This window comes from Streptomyces sp. NPDC002643, from assembly GCF_053592555.1.
The window spans coordinates 114,204-140,729 of the sequence record NZ_JBSFVY010000017.1 but is presented as its reverse complement, the minus strand read 5'-3'; the positions used below and the strand labels follow the sequence as shown (position 1 = coordinate 140,729).

At 71.9% G+C, this 26,526-nt stretch carries 21 protein-coding genes and 1 riboswitch; of the genes, 5 read left to right on the top strand and 16 right to left on the bottom strand.

The genetic code is table 11. From position 1 onward, the window contains the following. Positions 1–135 precede the first annotated feature (135 nt). Entirely contained in the window at positions 136–1,446 is a 1,311-nt protein-coding gene (locus ACWD4G_RS25760; RefSeq protein WP_451297256.1) for a D-alanyl-D-alanine carboxypeptidase family protein, read from the top strand. Between the two features lie 25 nt (positions 1,447–1,471). On the opposite strand, the gene ACWD4G_RS25755 is transcribed toward ACWD4G_RS25760, so the two are convergent. Continuing rightward, entirely contained in the window at positions 1,472–2,374 is a 903-nt protein-coding gene (locus tag ACWD4G_RS25755; protein WP_451297254.1) for a YihY/virulence factor BrkB family protein, read from the bottom strand. A 199-nt stretch (positions 2,375–2,573) separates the two neighbouring features. Here ACWD4G_RS25755 and ACWD4G_RS25750 point away from each other — a divergent pair, with 199 nt between their 5' ends. Then, the gene (locus ACWD4G_RS25750; protein WP_451297252.1) at positions 2,574–3,329 is read left to right on the top strand and encodes an SDR family NAD(P)-dependent oxidoreductase; all 756 of its coding nucleotides are present in this window, start codon (positions 2,574–2,576) and stop codon (positions 3,327–3,329) included. Between the two features lie 119 nt (positions 3,330–3,448). Here the strand turns inward: ACWD4G_RS25750 and ACWD4G_RS25745 are convergent, their stop codons facing one another. The 11 genes from ACWD4G_RS25745 to ACWD4G_RS25695 all read right to left on the bottom strand — a co-directional run bounded on the left by ACWD4G_RS25745 (position 3,449) and on the right by ACWD4G_RS25695 (position 16,268). Further along, a complete protein-coding gene (locus tag ACWD4G_RS25745; RefSeq protein WP_451297250.1) occupies positions 3,449–4,024 on the bottom strand; it encodes a 2'-5' RNA ligase family protein in 576 nt (191 codons plus the stop codon). A gap of 173 nt (positions 4,025–4,197) precedes the next feature. Beyond that, positions 4,198–5,211 (bottom strand): tryptophan--tRNA ligase, encoded by a 1,014-nt coding sequence (trpS, locus tag ACWD4G_RS25740; protein WP_451297248.1) that lies wholly within the window; start codon positions 5,209–5,211, stop codon positions 4,198–4,200. A gap of 299 nt (positions 5,212–5,510) precedes the next feature. After that, on the bottom strand, positions 5,511–6,959 hold the full coding sequence (locus ACWD4G_RS25735) for a glycine hydroxymethyltransferase (RefSeq protein WP_451297246.1): 1,449 nt from the start codon (positions 6,957–6,959) through the stop codon (positions 5,511–5,513). A gap of 31 nt (positions 6,960–6,990) precedes the next feature. Further along, a riboswitch (ZMP/ZTP riboswitch) is annotated at positions 6,991–7,079 on the bottom strand. A gap of 155 nt (positions 7,080–7,234) precedes the next feature. Then, on the bottom strand, positions 7,235–8,419 hold the full coding sequence (locus ACWD4G_RS25730; protein WP_451297244.1) for a glutathionylspermidine synthase family protein: 1,185 nt from the start codon (positions 8,417–8,419) through the stop codon (positions 7,235–7,237). A 144-nt stretch (positions 8,420–8,563) separates the two neighbouring features. Further along, entirely contained in the window at positions 8,564–8,950 is a 387-nt protein-coding gene (locus ACWD4G_RS25725) for a hypothetical protein (protein ID WP_451297242.1), read from the bottom strand. A 290-nt stretch (positions 8,951–9,240) separates the two neighbouring features. Further along, positions 9,241–10,230, bottom strand: coding sequence for a malate dehydrogenase (locus ACWD4G_RS25720; RefSeq protein WP_451297240.1), 990 nt, complete (start codon positions 10,228–10,230; stop codon positions 9,241–9,243). A gap of 442 nt (positions 10,231–10,672) precedes the next feature. Further along, entirely contained in the window at positions 10,673–11,509 is an 837-nt protein-coding gene (locus tag ACWD4G_RS25715) for a DUF899 domain-containing protein (RefSeq protein WP_451297238.1), read from the bottom strand. 159 nt (positions 11,510–11,668) lie between these two features. Continuing rightward, positions 11,669–13,237, bottom strand: coding sequence for a helix-turn-helix domain-containing protein (locus tag ACWD4G_RS25710; protein ID WP_451297236.1), 1,569 nt, complete (start codon positions 13,235–13,237; stop codon positions 11,669–11,671). A gap of 502 nt (positions 13,238–13,739) precedes the next feature. After that, positions 13,740–14,246, bottom strand: coding sequence for a helix-turn-helix domain-containing protein (locus tag ACWD4G_RS25705; RefSeq protein ID WP_451297234.1), 507 nt, complete (start codon positions 14,244–14,246; stop codon positions 13,740–13,742). A gap of 410 nt (positions 14,247–14,656) precedes the next feature. Beyond that, on the bottom strand, positions 14,657–15,229 hold the full coding sequence (locus tag ACWD4G_RS25700) for a DUF3017 domain-containing protein (RefSeq protein ID WP_451297406.1): 573 nt from the start codon (positions 15,227–15,229) through the stop codon (positions 14,657–14,659). Positions 15,230–15,413: 184 nt separating this feature from the next. Continuing rightward, the gene (locus ACWD4G_RS25695; RefSeq protein ID WP_451297232.1) at positions 15,414–16,268 is read right to left on the bottom strand and encodes a bifunctional methylenetetrahydrofolate dehydrogenase/methenyltetrahydrofolate cyclohydrolase; all 855 of its coding nucleotides are present in this window, start codon (positions 16,266–16,268) and stop codon (positions 15,414–15,416) included. A gap of 294 nt (positions 16,269–16,562) precedes the next feature. Here ACWD4G_RS25695 and ACWD4G_RS25690 point away from each other — a divergent pair, with 294 nt between their 5' ends. Continuing rightward, positions 16,563–17,174: a hypothetical protein gene (locus tag ACWD4G_RS25690; protein ID WP_451297230.1), complete on the top strand. Its 612-nt coding sequence runs from the start codon at positions 16,563–16,565 to the stop codon at positions 17,172–17,174. 135 nt (positions 17,175–17,309) lie between these two features. On the opposite strand, the gene ACWD4G_RS25685 is transcribed toward ACWD4G_RS25690, so the two are convergent. Continuing rightward, positions 17,310–17,672, bottom strand: coding sequence for a hypothetical protein (locus ACWD4G_RS25685; RefSeq protein ID WP_451297228.1), 363 nt, complete (start codon positions 17,670–17,672; stop codon positions 17,310–17,312). Positions 17,673–18,029: 357 nt separating this feature from the next. Here ACWD4G_RS25685 and ACWD4G_RS25680 point away from each other — a divergent pair, with 357 nt between their 5' ends. After that, positions 18,030–20,111, top strand: coding sequence for a protein kinase domain-containing protein (locus tag ACWD4G_RS25680; protein WP_451297226.1), 2,082 nt, complete (start codon positions 18,030–18,032; stop codon positions 20,109–20,111). Between the two features lie 182 nt (positions 20,112–20,293). Here the strand turns inward: ACWD4G_RS25680 and purH are convergent, their stop codons facing one another. Both purH and purN read right to left on the bottom strand, forming a co-directional pair. Further along, positions 20,294–21,925 carry a bifunctional phosphoribosylaminoimidazolecarboxamide formyltransferase/IMP cyclohydrolase gene (purH, locus tag ACWD4G_RS25675; protein WP_451297224.1) on the bottom strand — a complete coding sequence of 544 codons (1,632 nt, stop codon included), beginning with the start codon at positions 21,923–21,925 and terminating at the stop codon, positions 20,294–20,296. After that, a complete protein-coding gene (gene purN, locus ACWD4G_RS25670) occupies positions 21,922–22,551 on the bottom strand; it encodes a phosphoribosylglycinamide formyltransferase (protein ID WP_451297222.1) in 630 nt (209 codons plus the stop codon). Before purN ends, purH begins: the two co-directional genes overlap by 4 nt. Positions 22,552–22,974: 423 nt before the next feature. On the opposite strand from purN, the gene ACWD4G_RS25665 reads away from it, so the two are divergent. After that, on the top strand, positions 22,975–23,835 hold the full coding sequence (locus ACWD4G_RS25665) for a hypothetical protein (protein WP_451297220.1): 861 nt from the start codon (positions 22,975–22,977) through the stop codon (positions 23,833–23,835). Positions 23,836–23,853: 18 nt separating this feature from the next. Here ACWD4G_RS25665 and ACWD4G_RS25660 read toward each other — a convergent pair whose 3' ends face one another. Next, a complete protein-coding gene (locus tag ACWD4G_RS25660) occupies positions 23,854–26,478 on the bottom strand; it encodes a cell division protein PerM (RefSeq protein ID WP_451297218.1) in 2,625 nt (874 codons plus the stop codon). Positions 26,479–26,526: the final 48 nt, after the last annotated feature.

Sequence of the window (26,526 nt, the reverse complement as noted above, 5' to 3'; positions counted from 1 at the left end):
CACCGGCGTGCGTGCAAGCGCTCTCGCGGGGGCCACGGCGTGAAGGACGGTGTGAGCGTGAGTCGGGGTGTACTCGGGGGGTCTGGTGGGGGGCGTTGTGGGGTTTACCGGTCGGGGGCATGTACTTTTCCGATCGTGTCCGCCTCCAAGAAGACCGTCAGGCGCTCCCTGTTGGTCACCTCCGCCACAATCGTGTCCTTCTCGCTGACGTCATTGACGTCGATCGCGATCGCGCCGGCCGCGTTCGCCGCCGACCCGACCCCGAGTCCGAGCGGCTCGCCGACGGCGACGCCCCCGGCGACCATGTCGACGGTCGGTGGTGAACTCCTGGGCAAATCCGGTACGCAGGCGTCCCTCGGCAGCGACGCGCCCGTCCTGCCCAAGGACATCAGCGCGCGCTCGTGGATCGTCGCCGACGCCGAGAGCGGTGACGTCCTGGCCGCGCACAACGCGCACTGGCGGCTGGCCCCGGCGAGCACGCTGAAGATGCTGTTCGCGGACACCCTGCTGCCGAAGTTCAACAAGGAGGACGAGCACAAGGTCGTCCCGGCCGATCTCGCGGGCGTCGGCGCGGGCTCCAGCATGGTCGGGATAAAGGAGAACGAGAGCTACACCGTCCACGATCTGTGGCTCGGTGTCTTCCTTCGCTCCGGCAACGACGCCGTGCATGTGCTGTCCTCGATGAACGGCGGCGTCAAGAAGACCGTCGCCGATATGAACGCCCACGCCGAGGAGCTGCAGGCCCTCGACACCAACGCGGTGAGCCCCGACGGGTACGACGCGAAGGGCCAGGTGTCGTCGGCGTACGACCTGACGCTGATCGCCAGGTCGGGGCTGCAGAAGAAGGACTTCCGGGAGTACTGCTCGACCGTGCGGGCCAAGTTCCCCGGCGAGACCAAGAAGGGGAAGAACGGCAAGAAGAGCCGCTCGTCCTTCGAGATCCAGAACACCAACCGGCTACTGACCGGTGACTACGGCCTCGACGCCTACCAGGGCATCGCGGGTGTGAAGAACGGCAACACGACCAACGCCGGGGCCACCTTCACCGGGGTCGCCGAGCGGGGCGAGCGGGTGCTGCTCGTCACCGTCATGCATCCCGAGAAGCAGGAGAGCAACCGGGTCTACAAGGAGACCGCACAGCTCCTCGACTGGGGCTTCAAGGCGGCCGGCAAGGTACAGCCGGTGGGGGAGCTGGTGCCGCCCAAGAGTGCGGAGACCTCCGAGGGGGGAACCGACGCCACGGCCCAGCCGGGGGCCACGGCTTCGGCCTCGGCCTCCACCGGAGCGGGCGGCAAGACCGTGGCCGCGGGTACGACCGGCGGCGCCAGCGGTATCGGGACCGCGCTGGGGATCACCGGAGGAGTGCTCGTCCTCGTGGCCGGCGGGGTGTACCTGGTCAACCGCAAGTGGCCGCTGCCGGAACTGATGCGACGCCGTAAGCCGTAAGCCGTAAGCCGTGAGGAGAAGCGCCCTACGCGCCCTCCTCCTCGGAGTCGGCCCCCTCCCCGGAGTCGGTCTCCTCCCCCTCGCCGCTCCCCTCCGCCGTCCAAGCCGCGCAGTACAGCAGCAACTTGGCGGTGAAGTTGATCCACAGAAGGAGGGCGATGGGGACGCCGAAGGCGCCGTACATGCTCTTCGACGCGACGTACTGCATATAGCCGCTGAGGACGAGCTTGAGGAGTTCGAAGCCGAGGGCTCCGATGAGGGCCGCGACGACCAGGCGGCGGCGCGGGGGCTGGACACCCGGCAGGAGGGTGAGGACGTAGAGGAGGAGCAGGAAGTCGGCCAGTACGGCGATCGCGAACGCGGCGATCTGGAGCAGCAAGCCGCCCCATCCGTCCCGGTCGACCCCGAGGCGGTCGGCGGTCCAGCCGACCATCGACGAGGCCACGGTGGAGGCGGCGAGGGAGACGAGCACCGCACCGCCGAGCCCCACCAGCACCCCCGCGTCCTTGGCCTTGGCCAGTACCGGGTTCTCCTCGGGCTCGGGCCGCTCCCACACCGCCCGCAGACAGCCCCGCATCTCGCTCACCCAGCCGATACCGGTGAAGAGCAGCAGCGCTCCGGCGATGATCCCCACCGTCCCGGCGTTGTCGACGAGGCTCGCGATGTCGAGTTGCTCGGAGATACCGGGCACCTGCTCGGCCAGCTTGTCCTCCAGCTCCCGCTGCCGCCCCTCGCCGAGCGTCGCCGCGGCCACCGCCGCCGCCAGGGTCAGCAGCGGGAACAGCGCCAGAAAGCTGATGAACGTCATCGCCGCGGCCAGCCGCGTCCACGCGACCCGCTCCAACCGCTCGTACGAACGCCACGTGTGCGTGGCCATCACCCGCTCGGCCAAGGGGCCGACCCCCGGGAGCCTCTTCAGCCAGTCCATGATCCGACTCTGCCCTGGTTGTGGTGGTGCGACCCCGGCGTACGCGTGCCGTCCTCGACAGCACCCGTGGATCACCCGTTTCAGTGAGCCGCCGTCCCGAGGCACACCGGCAGACCCGGCGGACGGCGGACACGGCGATACGTTCACGAGCGTACGAAGTCAGCGGCAAGCCCGGCCTCGCCCCCCAGGAGGAGCTGTCATGAAGGACGCCTTCAGCGCACCCCGGTCCCTGTTGATCCTCGGCGGTACGTCGGACATCGCCCTCGCGACCGCCCGCCGGCTGATCGCCCGGGGCACCCGCACGGTGTGGCTGGCCGGACGTCCCTCCCCCGCGCTGGAAGAAGCGGCGATCCATCTGCGCAACCTCGGCGCCGACACCCACACCATCAGCTTCGACGCCCTCGCCCCGGACTCCCACGAGGCGACCCTCGGCAAGGTCTTCACCGAGGGCGACATCGACCTGGTGCTGCTCGCCTTCGGGGTGGCGGGCGACCAGGCCACCGACGAACGCGACCCCCTGGCCGCCGTACGCGTCGCCCAGACCAACTACACCGGCGGTGTCTCGTCCGGCCTGGTCTGCGCGCGGGCCCTCCAGGCCCAGGGCCACGGCTCCCTCGTCGTCCTCTCCTCGGCGGCCGCCGAACGCCCCCGCCGCTCCCACTTCATCCATGACTCCACCAAGGCCGGCCTGGACACCTTCACCCAGGGCCTGGCCGACGCCCTCCACGGCACCGGAGTCCACGTCATGCTCGTACGCCCCACCCACGTCAGCACCCGCAAGACCGCCCGCGTCCCGTCAACACCCCTCTCGACAACCCCGGAAGCCGTGGCGACAGCCATCGAACTGGGCCTGCGCCGCCACGCGGAAACGGTATGGGTCCCCGGCGCGATGCGCTGGATCACGGCGGCCCTACGGCACGCGCCGAGACCACTGTCCCGCCGCCTACCGCTGTAGAGGGCCGCAGCCCTTGATGGGCCGAAGGCCCAAAAGGGGCGCGGGGCTGTGTCGATGTGCGGCTCCGCCGCGTGGGCGCGAGCAACCCCCACCGACCCGCAGCCGTGAAACAACCCAAGTCACCCCTCCCGGAGCGACTCCACAACCCCCTGCGGCTGCGGCAGCACAACAGACCCCCCGAACAAAAACTCCCGCAACTTACGCCACACCCCATCGGGCCCCTGCTCGTACAGCGCGAACCCACCACACGCCCACTCGGCGTCGTACGAGGCCAACTCCTCGAACGCCCGGTCCATCGCCTCCTCGGCGATCCCGTGCGCCACCGTCACATGCGGGTGATACGGGAAGTTCAGCTCACGCGCCACCGGCCCCGACGCGTCACGCACCTGCTTCTGCAGCCACGTACACGCCTCAGCCCCCTCGACCACCTGCACGAACACGACGGGCGACAACGGCCGGAACGTTCCCGTGCCGGACAACCGCATCGGGAACGCCCGTCCGGCCGCCGCGACCTCGGCGAGATGCGCCTCGATCGCGGGCAGTTCGTCGTCCTCGACCTCGGTCGGCGGCAGCAGCGTGACATGCGTGGGGATACCGTGAGCCGCGGCGTCGCCGAAGCCCGCGCGCCGCTCCTGGAGCTGGCTGCCGTGGGGCTCCGGGACCGCGATCGACACACCGATCGTTACGGTCCCCACGTCGTCTCCTGTCGTCGTGTCATACGACCGCGTCGTATGAGTTGTCGGGCGGCCGAGGCGTGCCACCGGCTATCGACTGTACGGCCACAGCGGTGTTCCGGGCAGGCGCAGCCGTAGTGATGTACGGCGCTGTCAGTGGCGCGTTCGGCGCTCGGGGGTCGGGGTGGGACGGCTCAGTGCTTGGCGGGCAGGAAGCCGACCTTGTCGTACGCCTGGGAGAGCGTCTCCGCGGCGACGGCACGCGCCTTCTCGGCACCCTTGGCCAGGATCGAGTCGAGTGTCTCCGAGTCGTCCAGATACTGCTGGGTGCGCTCCCGGAAAGGCGTCACGAAGTCGACCATGACCTCGGCGAGGTCCGTCTTGAGCGCACCGTACATCCTGCCCTCGTACTCCTGCTCCAGCTCGGCGACGGTCTTGCCGGTGAGGGTGGAGTAGATGGTGAGCAGATTGCTGACGCCGGGCTTCTCGACGGCGTCGTAGCGGATCACCGTGTCGGTGTCGGTGACGGCGCTCTTGACCTTCTTGGCGGTGACCTTGGGGTCGTCCAGCAGATTGATCAACCCCTTCGGGGTCGACGCCGACTTGCTCATCTTGATCGCCGGGTCCTGAAGGTCGTAGATCTTCGCCGTCTCCTTCAGGATGTACGGCTTCGGGATCGTGAAGGTCTCGCCGAAGCGGCCGTTGAAGCGCTCGGCGAGGTCACGGGTGAGCTCGATGTGCTGGCGCTGGTCCTCGCCGACGGGGACCTCGTTCGCCTGGTACAGGAGGATGTCGGCGACCTGGAGGATCGGATACGTGAACAGGCCGACGCTCGCGCGGTCGGCGCCCTGCTTGGCGGACTTGTCCTTGAACTGGGTCATCCGGGACGCCTCGCCGAAGCCGGTGAGGCAGTTCATGACCCAGCCGAGCTGCGCGTGCTCGGGGACGTGGCTCTGGACGAAGAGCGTGCAGCGCTCCGGGTCGAGGCCTGCGGCCAGCAGCTGGGCGGCGGCGAGGCGGGTGTTGGAGCGCAGGTCCGCGGGGTCCTGCGGGATCGTGATCGCGTGCAGGTCCACGACCATGTAGAACGCGTCGTGGGACTCCTGGAGCGCCACCCACTGGCGGACGGCGCCGAGGTAGTTGCCGAGGTGGAACGAGCCGGCGGTGGGCTGGATGCCGGAGAGCACGCGGGGTCGATCAGAGGCCATGTTCACCATTCTCTCAGGTCCCGGGGAGCGGTCGGGAACAGGCGGGCGCTGATGATTGCCTCGCCCCCGCCGCCCCTACCCGTCCCGTCCCTGGGGGCTGCCGCCCCCAGACCCCCGCTTTCGGCCCTGAGGGGCCTCGTCCTCAAACGCCGGACGGGCTGAAAATCCAGCCCCTCCGGCGTTTGAGGAGCGGGGGTCCAGGGGGCAGAGCCCCCTGGCGGGGTCGAAGGGGCAGCTGCCCCTGGGGACGGGACGGGTAGGGGCGGCGGGGGCGAGAAGACCCCTTGCGGCCGCCCCCGTCAGCCGAGGTCGACCTCCGGGTAGAGCGGGAAGCCGGCGACCAGGTCGGTGGCCCGGCGGGAGATCTCGTCGGCGACCTTCTCGTCGAGGACGTGGGCGGCCTTGGACGGGGCGCCCGACTTCGTCGTGCCCGGCTCGGTGGTGGTGAGGACGCGGTCGATGAGGCCGGCGACCTCGTCCATCTCGGCGGTGCCCAGCCCGCGCGTGGTCAGAGCGGGGGTGCCGACGCGGATGCCGGAGGTGTACCAGGCCCCGTTGGGGTCGGCCGGGATGGCGTTGCGGTTGGTGACGATGCCGGAGTCGAGGAGCGCCGCCTCGGCCTGGCGGCCGGTGAGGCCGTAGGACGTGGTCACGTCGATCAGGTTGAGGTGGTTGTCCGTGCCGCCGGTGACCAGCGTGGCGCCCCGGCGCATCAGGCCCTCGGCGAGCGCGCGGGAGTTGTCGACGATGCGCTGGGCGTAGTCCTGGAAGGCGGGCTGACGGGCCTCGGCCAACGCCACCGCCTTCGCGGCCATGACGTGCGGGAGGGGGCCGCCGAGGACCATCGGGCAGCCCCGGTCGACCTGGTCCTTGAGGGAGTCGTCGCACAGGACCATGCCGCCGCGGGGGCCGCGCAGGGACTTGTGGGTGGTGGTGGTGACGATCTGGGCGTGCGGTACCGGGTCGAAGTCGCCGGTCAGGACCTTGCCCGCCACCAGGCCGGCGAAGTGCGCCATGTCCACCATCAGCGTGGCGCCGACCTCGTCGGCGATCTCGCGCATGATCCGGAAGTTCACCAGACGGGGGTACGCGGAGTAGCCGGCGACGATGATCAGCGGCTTGAAGTCGCGGGCCTGGGCGCGCAGGGCGTCGTAGTCGATGAGGCCGGTGGCGGGGTCGGTGCCGTAGGAGCGCTGGTCGAACATCTTGCCGGAGATGTTCGGGCGGAAGCCGTGGGTGAGGTGGCCGCCGGCGTCCAGGGACATACCGAGCATGCGCTGGTTGCCGAAGGCCTGGCGCAGCTCGGCCCAGTCCGCCTCGGTGAGGTCGTTGACCTGGCGGGCGCCGGTCTTCTCCAGGAAGGGGACCTCGACGCGGTCGGCGAGGACGGCCCAGAAGGCGACGAGGTTGGCGTCGATGCCGGAGTGCGGCTGGACGTAGGCGTGGCGGGCGCCGAACAGCTCACGGGCGTGCTCGGCGGCCAGGGACTCCACGGTGTCGACGTTGCGGCAGCCGGCGTAGAAGCGGCGGCCGACGGTGCCCTCGGCGTACTTGTCGCTGAACCAGTTGCCCATCGCGAGGAGGGTGGCCGGGGAGGCGTAGTTCTCGGATGCGATCAGCTTGAGCATCTCGCGCTGGTCGGCGACCTCCTGGCCGATGGCGTCGGCCACGCGCGGTTCGACGGCGCGGATCACGTCGAGGGCGCTGCGGAAGGCGGTGGACTCGGTGGAAAGGGGCTCGGCTGACATCGGGACCTCCGGACGTTGCGTTCAGCGTTCACGGTACGGCCCAGGCGCACGGCACTCATCATTCCCGGGCCGCTCCCCGATGGTCCGTCCCATCCCAGCGCGCCAGTCACGGCCCTGCCGGTCACCCTATCGGGCGATGGCGCTCCGCTTGCAACAGCGGTGCCGGGAGCGTCTGCCTGGTTGGCGTCGTCGGCGGTCTGCGGCTGCGTTGTGGCTGGTCGCGCCCCTCGGCGGAGCCGCAGATGTCACAGCCCCGCGCCCCTTTCAGGGGCGCGCTAGAGGATCACGTGCGGCAGGAAGCGGGCGTACTCATCCGTCACCAGGCCCGAGGACTCGCGGATGCCGAGGCCCGCCGACTCGTTCTCGACGACCCAGGCGCCGAGGACGACGTGGTTGCCGTCGAAGGTGGGCAGGGGCGCCAACTCCTGGTAGCAGCAGGGCTCTTCGCGGAGGGCCGGGTCGGCACCCGGTGGGTGGAGGGTGACGCCGGCGCCCTCGCGGCCGAGGAGGGGCTTGGCGACGTAGCCGGTGGTGGCGGCCAGTTCACGGGGGCCGTCGAGGTAGGCGGGGAGGAGGTTGGGGTGGCCGGGGTACAGCTCCCAGAGGATCGCGAGAAGGGCCTTGTTGCTGAGGAGCATCTTCCAGGCGGGCTCGATCCACATCGTGGTGCCGGTGCCGCCGCCGTTGTCGAGGGTGGCGAGGACGTGCGGGGCGAACCGGTCTGTGGTGAGCCACTCCCAGGGGTACAGCTTGAAGACGCTGCGGATGAAGCGGAGCTTCTTGTCGACGAAGCGCTCCGAGAGGCGGTCCCAGCCGATGTCCTCCATGGAGATCCAGTCGGTGTCGAGGCCGGCCTGTTCGGCGGTCTCCTTCAGATAGGCGACGGTCATCAGGTCCTCGCCGAGTTCGTCGCCGGCGGAGTGCGCGAAGTAGAGGGGGCTGCCGGGAGGGAGGAGCCCCGACTGCTTCTTCCAGGCGTCGACGAGGCGTTCGTGGAGGGAGTTCCACTGGTCGCCGTCCGGGAAGCGTTCCTCCATCCAGAACCACTGGGGGCTCGCCGCCTCGACGAGGGAGGTCGGGGTGTCGGCGTTGTACTCCAGCAGCTTGGCGGGGCCCGTGCCGTCGTAGCGGAGGTCGAAGCGGCCGTAGACGGAGGGGAGTTCGGCACGGCGGTGCCATGCCTCGGCGACCAGGTCGACGAGGCGGGGGTCGGTGATGCCGAGGTCGGCGAAGCGGTCGTGGTCGACGATGTGCGCGGCGGCGGCCAGGCACATGGTGTGCAGTTCCTCGACGACCTCCTCCAGGGCCTCGACCTCGGGGAGGGAGAAGACGTAGTACCCGCTCTCGTCCCAGTAGGGGCGGAGGGTGCCGTCCGGGTGGCGGGTCAGGGGGTAGATGAGCCCCTGTTCCTCGACGGTCTCCTGCCAGCCCGGCCTGGGGTCGATGGTGCGGCGTTCCATGGGCGGTCGTCTCCTCGGTCTCCCCTGCGGTCCCTGCCGGTGCGCTCCGGTGCGCTCTGGTGCGCTCTGGTGCGCCAGGCGCGTTCCGTGCGCTCCGTGCGCCGCGTACGCCCCGTACGCTCCGTACGCTCCGTGCGCGTCGGGTCAGCCGCCGCTGGAGCCGGAGCCCGAGCAGCCGAAGCCGTCCCGGTCGACCGCTTCGCTGCGGCTGAAGGTGCCGTAGTCGGCCCGGCCGCTGCTGACGTCGGAGTCGTAGTACCAGGCGGGGTCCACCGTGCCGGCCCGGTCGCGGTTGCCGCTGCTGCTGCTCTTGCGGTTCTTGCCGTAGACCGAGGAGGAACTGGACGAGGACGAGCTGGACTTGCAGTTCTTGTCGGCGATGACCTTGTAGCCGTTGGCGTAGTCGTAGCTGTCGCGGTCCACGCAGCGGCGGTCGGGATCGGAGCCGCAGGAGGTGAGGGCCGCCGCGACGACGCCCATCCCTCCGAGGACGACCGTGCTGGACCGTAGACGACGGCGTGCTTCTGCCATGGTGTGCTCCCCCGTCGGGCGGTGTGCCCTTGTTCTGTGCCGGTCCGGCGCGTGCGTGGACAGCGGCGACCGGCTCGTCTGCGATGTATCGGCGCTCAGACTAGTGATCGACCCCGCGCGGCGCCCAACCGGCTCCCCCGCGGCGGATCGAACGGGACAGGCCCCGTCCGGGTGAAACCGGAACGGGGCCTGTCCGAAGGGGCTGTACGACGGCGGGGTTACGGAGCTGCCGAGCCCTGAAGCCATCGGGGTGTCGAACCCTGAGGCAAGCCGTCGGGGTGTGAGGACGCTCAGATGAGGCCGAGGGCGCGGACCGCCTCGCGCTCCTCCTCCAGCTCCTTGACGGAGGCGTCGATACGGGCGCGGGAGAACTCGTTGATCTCCAGGCCCTGGACGATCTCGTACGTGCCGTCCTTCACGGTGACCGGGAAGGAGGAGATGAGGCCCTCGGGGACGCCGTAGGAACCGTCGGACGGGATGCCCATGGAGGCCCAGTCGCCCTCGGCCGTGCCGTTGACCCAGGTGTAGATGTGGTCGATGGCGGCGTTGGCGGCGGAGGCGGCGGACGAGGCGCCACGGGCCTCGATGATCGCGGCGCCGCGCTTGGCGACGGTCGGGATGAAGTCCTCGGCGAGCCACTTCTCGTCGCCCACGGCCTCGGCGGCGTTCTTGCCGGCGACCGTGGCGTGGAAGATGTCCGGGTACTGGGTGGCGGAGTGGTTGCCCCAGATCGTGAGCTTCTTGATCTCGGAGACCGGGACGCCCGTCTTCTTCGACAGCTGGGTCAGCGCGCGGTTGTGGTCCAGGCGGGTCATCGCGGTGAAGCGCTCGGCCGGGACGTCCGGCGCGGCGGCCTGGGCGATGAGGGCGTTGGTGTTGGCCGGGTTGCCGACGACGAGGATGCGTACGTCGTCCGCGGCGTGGTCGTTGATGGCCTTGCCCTGCGGCTTGAAGATGCCGCCGTTGGCCTCCAGCAGGTCGCCGCGCTCCATGCCCTTGGTACGGGGGCGGGCGCCCACGAGCAGGCCCACGTTGGCGCCGTCGAAGGCCACGTTCGGGTCGTCCGTGATGTCGATGCCCTGAAGGAGCGGGAAGGCGCAGTCGTCGAGTTCCATGGCGGTGCCCTCGGCGGCCTTCAGCGCCGGGGTGATCTCCAGCAGGCGGAGCTTGACCGGCACGTCCGCGCCGAGCAGCTGGCCGGAGGCGATGCGGAAGAGCAGGGCGTAACCGATCTGGCCGGCCGCGCCGGTGACGGTGACGTTCACGGGAGTGCGGGTCATGGCGTTCTCCGTATGACAGCTGGCGGTGGGGCGTCCCTGCCCCTGGCGAGACGTACAAATGATCGATCTCTTGGTATCAAGAGAGATCGTTGGTCAGGCTATCGCGCATCCGCGATCCGGGACGGCCGGGTCTGTGTGGCCCGCCCCACAACGCGACCGCGGGGGCGGTGCCGACAACAAACGGCGGCCGCCGGTCCGGGAGAGAGGACCATGGCGGCCGCCTGGTGGGGGTGCCGGGCCGGGAGGGTGTGCGTCTCCCGGACGGGCCGGACTCCCGTGGGGGTACTTGTCCGCCTGCCCCGGAGTTCGGAAGGCATTCCTCCTGGGGCGCGATTTTCGGGGTTCGGGTGGGCGACGCGACTTCGGGATGGTCGTCACCTCGGCCGATCAGGGGTCGGTGAGGGCCCGCGAAGGGGGCCGGGCCTCGCCGTCTCCCGGAGGGTCAGTGGCAGTGGCCCCGGCGGCCGAGGGTTTCCACGGGGGTCGCGCCCGGGCGGGTCCACTGCGGTACGGGGCGGCTGGTCGGGCCCCAGGTGGCGTTGCCGTCCGCGTCCGTGCGCCAGTACCAGCAGGCCTGGCGGCCCACGGCCGGGTGCCCCTCGCGGACATCGCCGAGCACGGGCCGGCCCTCGGGGTTGTCCTCCCATGCCTCGCCGCGGCCGTAGGGCGTCATGTCGAGGAGGCTGAGGGAGCCGTTGGCCGGCTCGTTGCCCCGGCCCGTCGTGGAGTAGGTGAGGAAGGCGCGGTCGCCGTCGCGCAGGAAGCAGGTGAGGTAGCCCATGTCGCCGCCGACCGGCGCGTCCACGTCACGTACCGAGTACCAGGGCTGGGTGTAGCCCATGAACTCGACGTAGGGGGCCACCTCCTCCCAGCGGCCCGTGGTCACGACGGCGAACGAGACACCTCGGGCGTTGAGGTAGACGGCGTCCTTCAGATGCCAGGCCGTCGTGGTGCAGCCCTCGCACTGGCCCTGGTGCGGGGCGCCGTCGTACCACATGTGCTTGTAGACCACGAGTTCGTGGCGCCCCTGGAACAGGTCCAGGAACGGCACCGGGCCGTCGGGGCCTACGACCTCGACCGTCCCGTCGAACTCCACCATCGGCAGCCGGCGACGGGCCGCGGCGAGGGTGTCGCCCTCACGGGTGTGCGCCTTCTCCCGGACCAGCAGCTCGTCCCGGGCGGCCTGCCAGGTGGCCAGGTCGACGACGGGCGGGCGGCCGGGCAACTCGGTGGTCGGGTCACCAGGCGTGCTGGTCCGGTCGTTCGGGGAGGTCGTCATGGTGTTCTCCGTGGTCTCGTCCCGGGCGGCGTCGTACGACGTTCCACGACGCTCACCGGAAGAGACTCCCGACCCGGCCGGAACTCATCGCGGCAGACGGTGCCATGCCGGGGCGCGGTCCCCGGAGGGACCGCGCCCCACGACCGTGCTCGCGTCCGGTCAGTCCGTGCAGGCCTTCTGGCCCGTCGCCAGCGTCGCGCAGGCCGTGGCCTCGCTCGCGTCCTCGACGGTGATCATCTGGGTGTACGCGATGTTGTCGCCGGCCGCTTCGATGGCGGCCGTCTCCTTCGTCGTACCGACCGTCACCTGGACCTCGTCGCCCTGGCCGGCCTGGGTGAGACGGCCCCAGGCCGCCTGGCAGGTCTCGCTGTAGCGGACCTCGACCTTCGCGGTGCCGACGAACTTCGTGGCGGTGGTCGTCACGAGGTCGCCGATACAGCCCATGGCTTCGGGGTCCTTGCCGCCGCATTCCTTGCCGCCGCACTTCACGCCCGCCGGGAGGTCGGGGTTCGTGGCCGGCGTGGTCTGCTGGGCCGTCGGCGGCTTCCGCTCGGCCTCGTTCTTGTCGCCGCCGCTGGTGAGGTAGAAGGCCCCCGCGATCACGACGAGCGTGCCCACGGCACCCGCGAGGAACATCGACATCCGCCGCTTGGGCGAGGGGTCACCGGCGTCGGGGCCGCTGCCTGTACGACTCTCGCCGCCGGGGCCACCCGTACTGCCCGTGCCGCCCGTGCCGCCGGACGGCGGGCCGAAGACGCCGGGCGGCGGTGCGGACGCGCCACCGGGTACACGGGCCGAGGGCGCGGACGGCGCCGAGGGCGAAGGGCCGCCGGAGAGGCCGGACTGTGCCGAGGCCGACGACGGGGTCATGCCCCAGCTGATACGGGGAGCGCCACCGGCGGCGGCCCCCGGCCCGCTCCCCCCGCCGTACAGGGACGGCGCGGCCGAGGAGGCGGAGGAAGGCGAGGAGGAGGACGGCGAGGGCGACGACGAGGAGGGGCGCGGTTCACCCGACGACCGCTCGCCCGGCAGACGTTCGCCCGGGAAGCGCTCCCCCTGCGATCGTTCGCCGAACGGTCGATCGACCGGCGGCCGGTCCGTCACCCATCGATCCACCGACTGGCGGTCCATCGAAGGGCGGTCCACCGGCTGGCGAGCCCCCGAAGGGCGATCCCCCGACTGACGGCCTTCGGAGTGCCGGTCCCCCGACGGGCGGTCTCCCGACGGGCGGTCCCCTGACGGGCGGTCCCCCGGTGAACGCGGCTGGGGCGGGACCGTCGGGGAGACGCCCGCGGGGCCCGCCACGCCCGGGGTCGCGGTCGCGCTCCGGCTCGTTCGGCCGTTCTTCGCCTTGGTCCCGGTCGGGGCCTTGGCGGTCGACTGGCCTCCGGTCTCCGCCAGGGCGGCGCGCGCCTGGGAGATACGGATGGCCTCCATGGTCATGTCGTGGCGCATCTCCGAGCGGCTCCAGGCGCGCTCGGCCAGCTCCCACATGGTCGTCAGATGGATGGGATGGGTGCCGGTCACCTCGGCCAACGCGACGATCGCGCCCTTCGGCGCGAGCAGTCTGCCGTTGAGATACCGCTCCCACGACGTCTTGCTGTAGCCCGTGCGGTCGGCCACCGCCGCGATGCTCAGCCCGCTGCGGTCGACGAGCCTGCGCAGTTGGACCGCGAACTCTCTGACCTGCGGATCGAGTTCATCGGACAAGGCCCTCCAACGAGGCATTGCTTCCCCCCTCTTCACCCCATACGTCTCTGGACTTTCCCCCCGTGCCGACTATCCCTGTGCCGCGCATGATGCCCTCGCTGATCCTGGTCCGAGACCGTGCCCGTACCCCGTGCCCGTACCCCACGCCTGTACCCGTGCCCGTACAAGTGCCCTGGGCCGAGGCCGTCTTCGAGGCCCCTGTCCGAAAGCCCCGTTCTGGACTACCCATTGGGATGCGCCCGGTCGGGATGTCAGTTCCCGGGAAGGGGGCGCGCGGGAGCATTTCGGGCTGTGGCGTGCGCCTTTGCACGCCCTCTACCGGTCTGTGGTCCAGTGTCCCATCCGTCTCCCGGATCGCCGGGCGGAATGACCGGTCGGCGCGCGGGACGCCCCGGACCGTCCCAAATGCTCACGTTAGCCCTGGTGTTGAGCGGATACGGGGCGAATCCTCGAACTTGTCAACACATCGACACAACGACCACACATGCGCAGCCACACGAGTCGAGGATTCCCCCCACCGTCACGACAGCGTGACGGCCGCGAGGACAGCGAGGCCGGTCAGGAGTACGACCGCGAGGACGGCGAGGGCCGCGTAGAGGGCGAGACGGCCGGGGTGACGGGGTGGCGTCTCCTCGGCGGGGGCGTCCCACCAGGGCAGCGTGGGGTCGTCCTCGTACGCCTCGGACCGCGCCCCCGAGCCGTCCGGCGACCGGGCCGAGGCCCCCTCCCCGTCCGACGGCCCGCCCCCGGGCGCGGCCGGTCGCGGCCAGGCCCGTACGGCCAGCTCCCAGCGCACCCCGAAGCGTTCGGCGTCCTCGCCGGCGACCCGGCACAGGGCGACCACGGCCTGGCGGGGCGGGGGCTGGGTGGCGTTGAGGTAGCGCTGCCAGGAGGACTTGCTGTACGCGGTGCGCGCGCCGAGCGCGACCAGACTGAGTCCCGTGCGGTCCTTGAGCTGCCTCAGCTGCTCGACGAAGTGGCGCACCTCCGGGGGGAGTTCGTCCGGCAGCGGCTGCCAGGCGCTCATCGGATGCCTCCTCGGCTTCGGGCGGGGTCTGACCAGGTGACGACGGGCGTGGGCGGGCTGGTTCCCACCGGTACGGATGCCGGCGGTGTGGTGTTCGCGGCCACCTCGCGAGGGGGCGCGGCGGGGTCGTTGAGCATGACGTACAAGGGCGTGAAGGGGGGAGGTCCGGGGTGGGGAGGTATGGGGTCGGGGGGTGTCGTTCGGGTGTCGGCGTCGTGGCTCGGTGCGGACACCTTGGCGGAATGGTCACTTCCGTGCCACAGCGGTCTGACAGATGTTGAACAGCGCGTTCTCCGTGCAGGAGGGTGGATCGCACGGCGGCGGTCCGTCCTTACTCGGGGGAGGGGACGGGCCGCCGTCCCGCGTCCGGGCCGCCGCCGTTCACCGCGGTCGCTTGCGTCGGTCGCCGCTCAGCCCGTCTCCTCGCTCACGGTGAAGTGCAGGATGTCCTTGAGGAAGGGGAGTTGCAGCCAGGGTTCGGGCTGGGCCATGAGCGCGAGGAGCACGATGGCGGTGCCCAGGACGATGTAGGTGATCATGTCCGTGAAGCGGGAGCGGACCGCGAGCATGCCGACGTCCCTGACGAACCAGCGCAGTACGGCCCCGGCGAGCAGCGCCGAACCGATCAGGATCGTGCCGATCCGGAACGCGTCGAACGCGGTGACCAGCAGGCCGAGCCCCACCGTGGCCAGCACGACGAGGATCGGCCACTGCCGTACGGGGGCCGGCGCGCTCCTCGGCGCCGCCCGGCCACCGCCCTCGGGCCGCGCGGTGTCCCGGGTGAGCATCGGGAACCGCCGGGTGCCACAGGCGGCGCCGTCGACACCGGCCCTGCCACCATCGGCGCCGACCGTGCCGCCGTCGACACCGGCCGTACCGGTGGGGCCGTCTCCATCGACGGCCGTGTCCGCATCAGCGACGCCCCTCGTCCCGGCCTCGCCCCCGGCCCCGGCTCCGGTCCCCTCGACAACCGCCCCCGACATGCCCACCCTCTCCGCCGCCCCCGCCTTCTCCGCCGTACCGGACTGCTCCGCCGCCCCGGGCGTGTCGGCCGTACCGCCCCCGGGCGCGGCGGTCTTCCGCGAGGGCCCCGTGCCGTTCCGCGCGGCCCTCGCCGAGAGGCCCTCGGGCTTGCCCGAAGTCCCCTCGGCCCCGCTGCCGGTGCCGTCAGCCGACACTGCGCTCCGCCGCCTCGACCACGTTGACGAGCAACTGGGCGCGGGTCATGGGGCCGACGCCCCCGGGGTTGGGGGAGATCCAGCCGGCGACCTCGGCGACCTCGGGGTGGACATCGCCGACGATCTTGCCGTCGGCGGAGCGGGAGACGCCGACGTCGAGGACGGCGGCGCCCGGCTTGACGTCCTCGGGCCGGACGAGGTGGGCGGAGCCGGCGGCGGCGATGATGATGTCCGCCTTCTTGAGGTGGGCCGACAGATCACGCGTACCGGTGTGGCACTGCGTCACCGTCGCGTTCTCGCTGCGCCGGGTGAGGAGCAGCGGCATGGGGCGGCCGATGGTGACACCGCGGCCGATGACCACGACCTCGGCGCCCTTGATCTCGACGCCGTACTGACGGAGCAGGGTGAGGACGCCGTTCGGGGTGCAGGGCAGCGGGGCGGGCTCGTTCAGGACGAGGCGCCCGAGGTTCATCGGGTGGAGGCCGTCCGCGTCCTTGTTCGGGTCCATCAGTTCGAGGATGCGGTTCTCGTCGATGCCCTTGGGCAGCGGCAGCTGGACGATGTAGCCGGTGCACGCGGGGTCCTCGTTGAGTTCCCGGACCACCGCCTCGATCTCCTCCTGGGTGGCGGTCGCGGGCAGTTCGCGCTGGATGGAGGCGATGCCGACCTGCGCGCAGTCGCGGTGCTTGCCCGCCACGTACTTCTGGCTGCCGGGGTCGTCCCCGACCAGGACCGTGCCGAGACCGGGTGTGACGCCTTTCTCCTTCAGCGCCGCCACGCGGGCGGTCAGATCGGACTTGATCGCGGCTGCGGTGGCCTTGCCATCGAGAATCTGGGCGCTCATGGGCCCAATCTTCGCGGATGACCGGCACCGGGTTCCAATCAGGTCCCGCCCGAGGCACATCCGCGTCCGCGCGCACCGGCGCCCGTACGCCGGGGCGCCCGACAAGATCGGATGTGTTGCACTTGCACAACACTCCCCGCAATGTGGCTGGACATCCGAGCGGGCGTATAAAACGATTGAGGGCACAGTGCCGCGGGCACTGCCGGGGGGCGTGGCCAGTTTCAAAGAATCCAGGGCATTCCTCCGACCCGTGCCGCGCGCGTCCCCGCACCAGGCAACGGAGGAAACCCCGCCATGAGCTTCGGCGACCCGAACAACCCCTACGGCGCTCCCCAGCAGCAGCCGCCCGCGCAGCAGGGCTACGGCTACCCGTCGCAGCCCCCGCCCCAGCAGCAGCCCGGCTACGGCTACCCCGCCGCTCCCCCGGTCTCCCAGGGCTACGGCGGCTACCCGGACGCGCCCGTCAGCATGCCCGGCGGTGTGAAGGCCGCGCGGATCATGCTGTACGTCCTGGGCGGCTTCCAGGCGATCGGCGGTGTGGCGCTGGTGGTGGCCAGCGCCTGGTTCGCCGACTATCTGTCGGACGCCGCGAGCACCGACAGCACGATCTCCTCGGAGGACGCGGACACCATCGGGAACTTCGGCGCCGGAATGTTCATCGTCTTCGGCGTGCTCACCCTCGGCTTCGCCGCCTGGGCGATCCTCTCCGCGGCGAAGTTCTCCACCGGGGGCGGCGGTATCCGGATCTCCGCGATCGTCTACGCCTCGTTCGTGACGCTGTTCAGCGTGATCAGCCTTCTGACCGCCAACTTCCTCGCCCTGATCGGCCTTGTCCTCGCCATCCTGGTCATCGTCTTCTGCAGCAAGCAGGAGGCCGGCCAGTGGTTCAACCGCCAGCGTTACTGAGTCCGCCGAGCCGGCGAACCCCGCGCACGCGAAGGGCCGTACCCCCGAAAGGGGCACGGCCCTTCGGCGCGTCAACGCCGGGCAGGCGCCCGTGTTCACGCAGGCAGGCGCTCGTGTTCACGCCAGACAGACCGTTCACGCCAGGCAGGCCCCGCCCGGAGGCATGGGGGCCACGGCGCTCACCGTGCTGTCCCAGGTCTGGGTGCCGCCCGAGGGGAGCGCGTAGTTCAGGCCCCCGAGCACGCAGTACGTGACGCTCGTCATATTGGTGACCTCGGTGGCCGGCACCGCGGGGCTGAACGTCATCTGCTCGCCCTGCCTCACCATCAGCACCTGCGAACCGAGCTGCTGCTGGATGCACAGGTATCCGGACCAGCAGGCCACCGCGGCCGAGTCCTCCGCGGCCACCGCCGTCCCGCTGAGCCCCGTACCGACCGCTCCGGCGAGCACCGCGCCCACCGCCACGACCCGGCGTAATCCACTCACTCTCTTGCGCATGACAGCCCCCTGCAATCCCTTGTGGTCCCCCACGAGTGGGTCGACCACTTGAGCCTCGCAGCGGAACGGGAGCCTCTGCACCGGGGTATCGGCCATTCCGCGCGGCCCCGCCGCAACCGTTGCCCCAAGGCCTGCGACGGCCGCCGCGAGCCGGTCCGGAACCGCCGGTTCCGTCGCCCGCGCCCCGCCGCGACCACCGCCGAACCTTCACGGCCCTTCACGGCCCGCCGGTCCCGAAGCCGGCGGGCCCCGGTCACCCGCACGGTAGTCTCTCGTCAACTCGCGTCGCCCCCAGGACCGTTGAGGTGACGCGCGAAGCAAGACGCACGGAACGAGAGATCACCAGTCGGGGGACCCATGTCGGACCAGCGGCCCGAGCCGCCGCCGTACTCGAAGGCGTCGGGGGACGCGGCTCTGAAACAGACGGGCGCGACCCCGCTGAGAGCGAACGACCCGGGCCGCCTCGGCCCTTACGTACCACTGGGCCTGCTGGGCAGCGGTGGCATGGGCCGGGTCTATCTGGCCCGGCCCGGTGACGACAGCGCCGGGCTCGCGGCCGTGAAGGTGATCCGGCCGGAGTACGCGGAGGACACCGAGTTCCGGCGCCGCTTCCAGCGCGAGGCGAGGGTGCACGAGCGGGTCCGTACGCCGTACGCGCCCCAGCTGCTCGGCACCGGCTTCGAGGACCAGGACGGGACCGAGCTGCTGTGGATGGCCACGCAGTACCTCCCCGGCCTCAACCTCGCCGACGCCGTCCACGAGGGCGGCCCCCTGACACCGGCGGGCACCTGGCACCTGGTCGGCGAACTGGGCCGCGCCCTGGCCGCGTTGACCACCGCCGGGGTCGTCCACCGCGACCTCAAGCCGTCCAACGTGCTGCTCTCCGCCGACGGCGTCCACGTCATCGACTTCGGCATCTCGCAGGCCGTGGACAGCAGCGCCATCACCACCACCGGAAGCCGGGTCGGCACGCCCGCGTACATGTCGCCCGAGTATCTGCGCGACGGCCGCTGCGACGCCGCCTCCGATGTCTTCTCGCTCGCCGGGACGCTGGTGTACGCCGTCACCGGGCACGCCCCGTTCGGCGACGGGACCGGGGTGGACGTGATGCACCGGGTGGCGTTCGAGGAGCCGAAGCCGGAGGTGATGGCCGAGGTCAGGGCCGTCGACCCGGCGTTGGAGGCCCTTCTGTCCGCCTGCCTCACCAAGGACCCGGCGGGCCGCCCGACTCCGGACCGCCTCGTCGGGACCGCGACAGCCGCCGGGGCCGCAGCGGCCTCGGGAGTCTTCCACGGCTCGGGCGCCCCCTGGCCGGAACCCCTCAACTCCCGCCTGATCGAACGCCGTCGGGCCTGCGAGCTGCTCTCCGCCGCCACCGCCCACCAGACCGGCCACTTCCGCGCACCCACCGAGCGCGTCAGCAAGCCGACCCCGACCCCGGGCTTCGGACCCGCCACCCCGCCGGGGGCTTACGGGATATCGACGCCACCGGGGGCGTACGGCGCACCCACACCGCCCGGCGGCTACGGGCCACCGACGCCGTCCGGTCCGCAGGGGATGTCGACACCGCCGGGGGCGTACGGAGCGGCAACCGGTCCGCAGGGCATGTCGACACCGCCCGGCGCGTACGCAGGGGCCGCGCCGGGCGGGGCGCAGGGGCCGGGGGCGCCGGGCGGCGCGTTCGGACCGTCGGCCGGAACCGGCCCGCAGGCTCCCTCAGCCGGAACCGGCCCGCAGGCTCCCTCGACCGGCGCCCCGACCACCTCCGTCGACTCCGCCTCCGCCAAGCGCCGCCGCAAGGCCCCGTACTTCGCGGTCGTGGCGGCGCTCGCCGTGTGTGCCGTGGCCGGGGGCGCCTATCTGCTCACCCGGTCGGGGGCGGACGACGCCGCCGCGTCCGCGCCCACGGCGACCTCCTCCTCGGCCCCCGACGGCGAGGCGGCCTCCCCGCTGCCCGGTTCCTCGGCGTCCCCCTCCCCGACCTCCGACAAGGGCAAGGGGAAGAAAAAGAAGGGGGAGGACGAGAAGAGCCCGTCCGCCGACCCCACCCCCGAGGCCTCCGACGCCACCCCCACCGGCGGCGCCGACGGCTCCGAGGCCGGTGGCTCCTCGGGCGGTTCCTCGGACGACGACACCGCGACGACCCCCACCCCCACGCCCACCAAGACCGCGACCAAGCCCACCACCCCGGCCTGGATCTCCCAGTGCACGTACTACTCGGGCAACGAACTCACCGACCGCGGCGACGAGGGCCAGCGCGTCGTCCAGGTGCAGTGCATGCTCACCAAGCGCGGCTACAGCGTCGGCGGCTCGGGTGTGGACGGCAAGTTCGGCGAGGACACCGAGGCGGCGGTCCGCCAGTTCCAGACCGCGAAGGGCCTGGAGGTCGACGGCCAGGTGGGCGTCAACACCTGGGCGGCGCTGCGCGAGACGACGTGATCCCCATACGGGTGACAGGCGCCGGCACAACCCCCGGACGGGTGAAGGGCGTCGGCGCGACCCCGCACGAGTGAGGCGCGACCCCGCACGGGTGAAAGGCGAAGGGCCCGCCGACGCTGTTGGCGCCGGCGGGCCCTCGCTGTTCGTTCACGTACCGCTTCACGCGCTCACACGGTCGTGGCTCAGTGGAAGAAGTGCCGCGTCCCCGTGAAGTACATCGTGATGCCGGCCTTCCGCGCGGCCTCGACGACCAGCTCGTCACGGACGGAACCACCCGGCTGGACGATCGCCTTGATCCCGGCGGCACCGAGCACATCGATGTTGTCCGGGAACGGGAAGAACGCGTCCGAGGCGCAGTACGAGCCGCGCGCCCGCTCCTCACCGGCCCGCTCCACGGCCAGCTTGCAGGAGTCCACGCGGTTGACCTGCCCCATCCCGACGCCGACCGAGGCACCGTCCTTGGCGAGGAGGATCGCGTTGGACTTGACGGCCCGGCAGGCACGCCAGGCGAAGGCGAGCTGCTGGAGCTCGTCGGCGTCGAGGGCGTCGCCGGTCGCGAGGGTCCAGTTGGCGGGGTCGTCGCCCTCGGCCTGGAAGACATCCGTGATCTGGGCCAGACCGCCGCCGTCGATGGGCTTGAACTCGGCGGACGCCTCCGGTGCTTCGGGGCAGCGCAGCACGCGGATGTTCTTCTTCTTGGTGAGGGCTTCGAGCGCGCCCTCCTCGTAGTCGGGCGCGACGATGACCTCGGTGAAGATCTCGGCGACCTGCTCGGCCATCTCCTTGCTGACCGGCCGGTTGACGGCGATCACACCGCCGAACGCGGAGAGCGGGTCACAGGCGTGCGCCTTGCGGTGCGCCTCGGCCACATCGGCACCGATCGCGATGCCGCACGGGTTGGCGTGCTTGATGATCGCGACGGCGGGCTCGGTGTGGTCGTACGCGGCACGGCGGGCGGCATCCGTGTCCGTGTAGTTGTTGTACGACATCTCCTTGCCGTGCAGCTGCTCGGCCTCGGCGAGGCCACCGCAGCCTCCCCCCGCGGCGGAGCCGCTGTTCAACACATACAGGGCGGCGGGCTGGTGCGGGTTCTCGCCGTAGCGGAGCACCTGCTTGCGCTGGTACGTCACGCCGATGAAGCCCGGGAACTCCTCGCCCCCACCGACGTACTCGCCCGCGAACCAGCCGGCGACCGCCACGTCGTACTCGGCGGTGTGGCGGAACGCCTCGGCGGCGAGCCGCTTGCGGGCGGCGAGGTCGAAGCCGCCGTCCTTGAGCGCCACGAGGACGTCGGCGTACTGGGCGGGGCTGGTGACGACCGCCACGGACGGGTGGTTCTTGGCGGCGGCGCGGACCATGGACGGGCCGCCGATGTCGATCTGCTCCACGCACTCGTCGGGGGAGGCTCCGGAGGCGACGGTCTCCTCGAACGGGTAGAGGTTGACGACGACGAGATCGAAGGGCGCCACGCCCAGCTCGTCGAGCTGCCGGCGGTGGCTCTCCAGCCGCAGGTCGGCGAGGATGCCGGCGTGCACGCGCGGGTGCAGGGTCTTGACCCGGCCGTCCAGGCACTCGGGGAAGCCGGTCAGCTCCTCGACCTTGGTGACGGGAACACCCGCGGCGGCGATGCGCCCTGCGGTGGAGCCGGTGGAGACGAGTTCGACGCCCGCCTCGTGCAGACCGCGCGCGAGGTCCTCCAGGCCCGTCTTGTCGTAGACGCTGACGAGCGCGCGACGGATGGCCCGCTTGCCGCTCCCGTCGCTGTTGCCGCTCTGGTTGCTCTCGGCCGGCGTGACAGTGCTGTCGGCGGTCACTGGATAACTACCTTTCGTCCCTCAATGCGATAGCCGTTGCGGGCGAGCCGCCCCACGACATCGACGAGCAGCCTTCGCTCGACTTCCTTGATGCGCTCGTGCAGAGCGCTCTCGTCGTCCTCGTCCCGGACCTCGACCACGCCCTGAGCGATGATCGGCCCGGTGTCGACGCCGTCGTCGACGAAGTGGACGGTGCAGCCGGTCACCTTGGCGCCGTACGCGAGCGCGTCCCGCACACCGTGGGTTCCGGGAAAACTGGGGAGGAGGGCGGGGTGTGTGTTCACCGTGCGCCCGCCGAACCGGGCGAGGAACTCCTTCCCCAGGATCTTCATGAACCCGGCGGAGACCACGAGATCGGGCTCGTACGCGGCGACGGCCTCGGCGAGGGCCTCGTCCCACGCTTCCCGGCTGCCGTAGTCCTTGACCTTCCGCACGAAGGTGGGCAGCCCGGCGCGCTCGGCCCGCGCGAGCCCCTCGATACCGTCACGGTCGGCCCCGACGGCCACGATCTCGGCGCCGTAGGCTCCGCCGCCAGTGGTCTCGATGGCGTCCAACAACGCCTGGAGGTTGGTTCCGGAACCGGATACCAGCACGACGAGGCGCTTGGCCACGGGCTTGGCGGCCACGGTGGGGCCCTTTCTACGGGTGACACGGGGCGTTCGGGGCCCGCCGCACTGTTTGTACATTCATACGAATGCTTTACGTCCCCCCATACGGGGAAGTCTACGAAGCGGCCGACCGTCAGCAACGATACCGGCACACCGGACGGCCCCCGTGGGACGGGGGCGTGGCCGGAAGGTAGCGTCTGCGAGGAGCCGGCACGGGAACGCGGCCGTCGTACGGGGCGTTCATGAAGTGACAGCTCGTGCCCTACCAGTAGATTCGTGGATTTCACCGCCGTAATCGCGGTGAACGCCCATGCCGTACCCCGCACCGACCGCTCATGCCGTACCCGCACTCACCGCTCATGCCGGACCCGCGGTGACCGCCGATCCCGGCGGCCGCCCCAAGCACCGACTCCGTCTCACCAAGGGGAAGACGCACTCCTGATGCCGGACCGCAGCCTCCGCCTCCCTTCGCTCCTGCTGCGCGAGCGGAGCTCCTCCCCCACGCCTCCGCGCGAGAGCGAGGACACCGCCGAGCAGTCCGGCCGCCCCGAAGCAGGCCAGGCCACCACGGACGGCCAGGGCGCCGGAACGCCCCCGCCGGGCTCTTCGGGTTCCTCCGGTTCCTCCGGTTCCTCCGAGGACAATCCGTTCGCGGCGCCGCCGGAGGGGGCGCCGGACCGGCCGTGGCAGCCGCGTCGACCCGCCGGTGGGCAGGGGGGTGACGGCGGTTCCGGTGGCGGGCATTCGCCGTGGGGCAGTCAGTGGAGTGACCGGCAGCCCGGTCGTGCGACGGGTGGGCACTTCGGTGAGCGGCCCGGTGGACAGCAGGGCGGCCCGGGTGGACCGGGTGGACCGGGGCAGGGCCCCGAGGGCGGCGGTCCCGGTACGGGGATGCGCTGGGACCCGACGGACCCGGCCCAGCGGCGCGCGCGGTACGCGCTCCTCGCCGGTATGTGGGCCTTCTTCTTCGCGCTGTTCGCCTGGCCGTACGTCGCCCTGCTGCTGGGTGCGCTGGCGATGTACTGGGCGATCAGCTCCCTACGGGCGAAGCCGCGGACGCCGGACCCGGCACGGCCGATGCCGCCCGAGGCGGGCGGCCGGCCCCAGAAGACGGCGGCCATCAGCGGCCTGGTGACCTCGTCCCTGGCCCTCGCCATGGTCGCCGCCACCTTCACGACGCAGTTCGTCTACCGCGACTACTACACATGCGTGAACGACGCCCTGACCACGGCTTCGGAAAAGTCCTGCAAGAACCTCCTGCCGGAGGGGCCGGTACGGGAGCTGCTGGGGAATACGCAGTAGGGGGTGCCGGGGCGGGGCTTAGGACCGCTGGGGTTGGGCGCCGTCAGGGGGCCCACCGGCACGCGGTTCGCCCGTGGCCGATTCGCCCCTCGTCGTCGAGGTGATCTCGCGCAAGGCGGCCCAGCGGGCCTCGCGGGTGGTCAGGTCCCAAGCGGGGGGTGGGGTGGGGGCGGACTCGGTGTCATCCGGTTCGAGGAGCGGGGCGGACCCCGGGCGCCGACGACTCGACTCGGCGTCGGCCGCCCCCGGCTGCGCCCCTGCCCCCGGCTGCCGCCTCGGCTCCGGCTCGGGCCTCAGCGCCCACTCCCGCTCGCGCTCCCGGTTCAGCTTCTGCTCTCTCCCCGGCTCCAACTCCGGCCCTGGCCTCACCTCCGAGCCCAGCGCCCGCTTTGGCTTCAGCGGCGGCTCCGGCTTCCGGTTCTGCTCCGAGCCCTGCCCCCACTTCGGCTCAGGCAGCCACTCCTGCTGCGACTCCAGCTCCGGCAAAGGGACCTCGGCCCCAGCTGCCCTCATCCCACCCCGGCTCGCCCCCGGTTCACCCGCGCCCGTCCCCTCCTGAGCCCTCCGCAGCAACATGTCGGCCACGGTCTCGCCTGCCAACCGACCGGTCTCGCCTGCCAACCGCCGCGTACCACCCCCCAACCGCCCAGGCTCAGCCACCCAGCGTCCGGCCTCACCCGCCGGCCGCCCAGCCTCGCGCCCCGCCTGCCCGGCCTCACCCACCAACCACTCCGTCTCAGCCCCCAGCCCTCCCGTCTCAGCCCTCCATCGCCCGCTCGCCCCCGGCGCTACCGCCTCCGTCGGCCCCCGCAGCACCCCACGCCCGGTCGCCCTCCCCTCCCCGTTCCGCTTCGCCCTCCACTTCGGCCACCGGAACCTGCCCTCGCCGCCCCGCTTCCCCTGACGCGCCTGGGCACCCTCCGCCGCAGCCCCGTTTCGGCCGTCGCCCACCGCGACACCCCGCCGCGCCCCCTCCGCCGCGCTCCCCCGCCACCCTCCCGACAGACTCCCCTTCCGCCCACTCCCCCGAGCGCCCTCCTCCGCCCTCTTCTTCTGCCCGGCCGAGCGAGCCCCCTTGGCCTCGGCTCTTCTCCCCTCGCCCCGCCAGGCCCCCGGAACCCCCGCTTCCCTCCGCCCGCGCGAGCGCACGGCGTCCGCCGTGGCCCTCGGCCGCTCGCCCGTCCCGGCCGGCCCCGCAGCCGTACGCCCCCTCTGTCCGCCCCGCCGGACGCGCTCCGCTGCGCGCGCCCTCCGCACCCGTGCGCGCCACCAGCGCCCCACCCAGGCGACCGGTACCCCCACCACTGCGGTCCAGACCCCCGTCGCGGCGCCCGTCTGCCACCAGACGGGACCGATGTGGGTGAGGGCGGAGGTGCCCAGGGGGCCGGTGGCCAGGAAGGTCAGGGCGGCGGTGGTCGTGGCGGTGAGGGCGGCGGCCAGGAGGGTCGTCGTGGTGGTGCGGCCGAACGACCAGGGCGCCCCGCGCTCGGCGGCGGCCCGGGCGGCCGTGAACCAGCCCACCGTCGCCCCCGCCACCAGCGGCACCGCACCCACCACCCACATCACCGGCGTGGCCTCCCCCGCCGGCACCGCCGCGAGCAGCGGGAACGGTGGCAGGTCGGTCGTCGGCGCCGCCCCCGACAAGGGCCCGACCACCTGCCCGGCACCCAGGACGAACCCGGGGCCGAGTGCGTAGGCCGCCCCCCACACCGCCGCGTTGGGCACCAGCGCCAGACACAGCAGCAGTACGGCGAACCGCCCCGACAACCCCTCGGTGAGCTGTGGAAACGCCTCGCGGACGGCCCCGCCGTGCCACACCAGCGACACCCCGACCACCAGGGCGCCACCCCCGACCAGCATCAGCACCCCCGCCCCGGCGGCCCGCCCGGCGGCCACCAGAACCCGTCGGCGCCCCACCGTCCGGGGGGCGCCCCCGAGGAGCGCGGGCAGTGGCACGCGGGGGCGCCCGTACGCGGCCCACACCCCCGAACCCGCCGCGAGCGCCGCGAGCAGCGGTACGCAGACCACCGCCCACGCCCACGACGGCCGCAGCACACCACCGGAGGCGTACAACGTGACCGCCCCGCCGACCGCCGAGTACCCGGCGACGATTCCGGCCCAGGTCGTACGGGCCCCCGCCCCGAAGCCGTCGTCCATGTGGTCGCGGGCCGACCTGTGCAGCAGTACCACCGGCAGGGCGAGAAGCAGCAGAGGGACGAGGCCCATCGGGGCGGGGTCTCCGGAGAGCGTGTCCGTGCGGATCAGCTCCACGCCGTGCGACAGCAGCCAGAGCGCCGCCGCCACCCGCAGCGCCCCGCCCGGCCCGCTGTCCGGATACGGCGAACTGATCCACAGCATCATCACCAGCACGGCGAACGCCCCCAGCCCGAGCCCCGCCGCCAGCGCCCCGCTCAACGCCCCCGCGACCACCTTCGACGACCGCCCCCGCGACCGGCCGAACCGTGACGACAGCGACAGGGGCAGAGACAGCGACCGCGTCGACCGGCCGCGTGCGCTTCGGTGGCGGGTGGTCCGACGGTCACCGGCATGGTGCCCGGCATGCTGCTCGGCGTGGTGCTCGGAGGTGTCGTCCGTCGCGGCTGTCGGGTCGTTCGAGTCGGTCGCGTGCGTCACGTCGGCCATGCTCCCAACGACACGCGCTTTACCGGCGTAACAGTGGTTTCACGCACG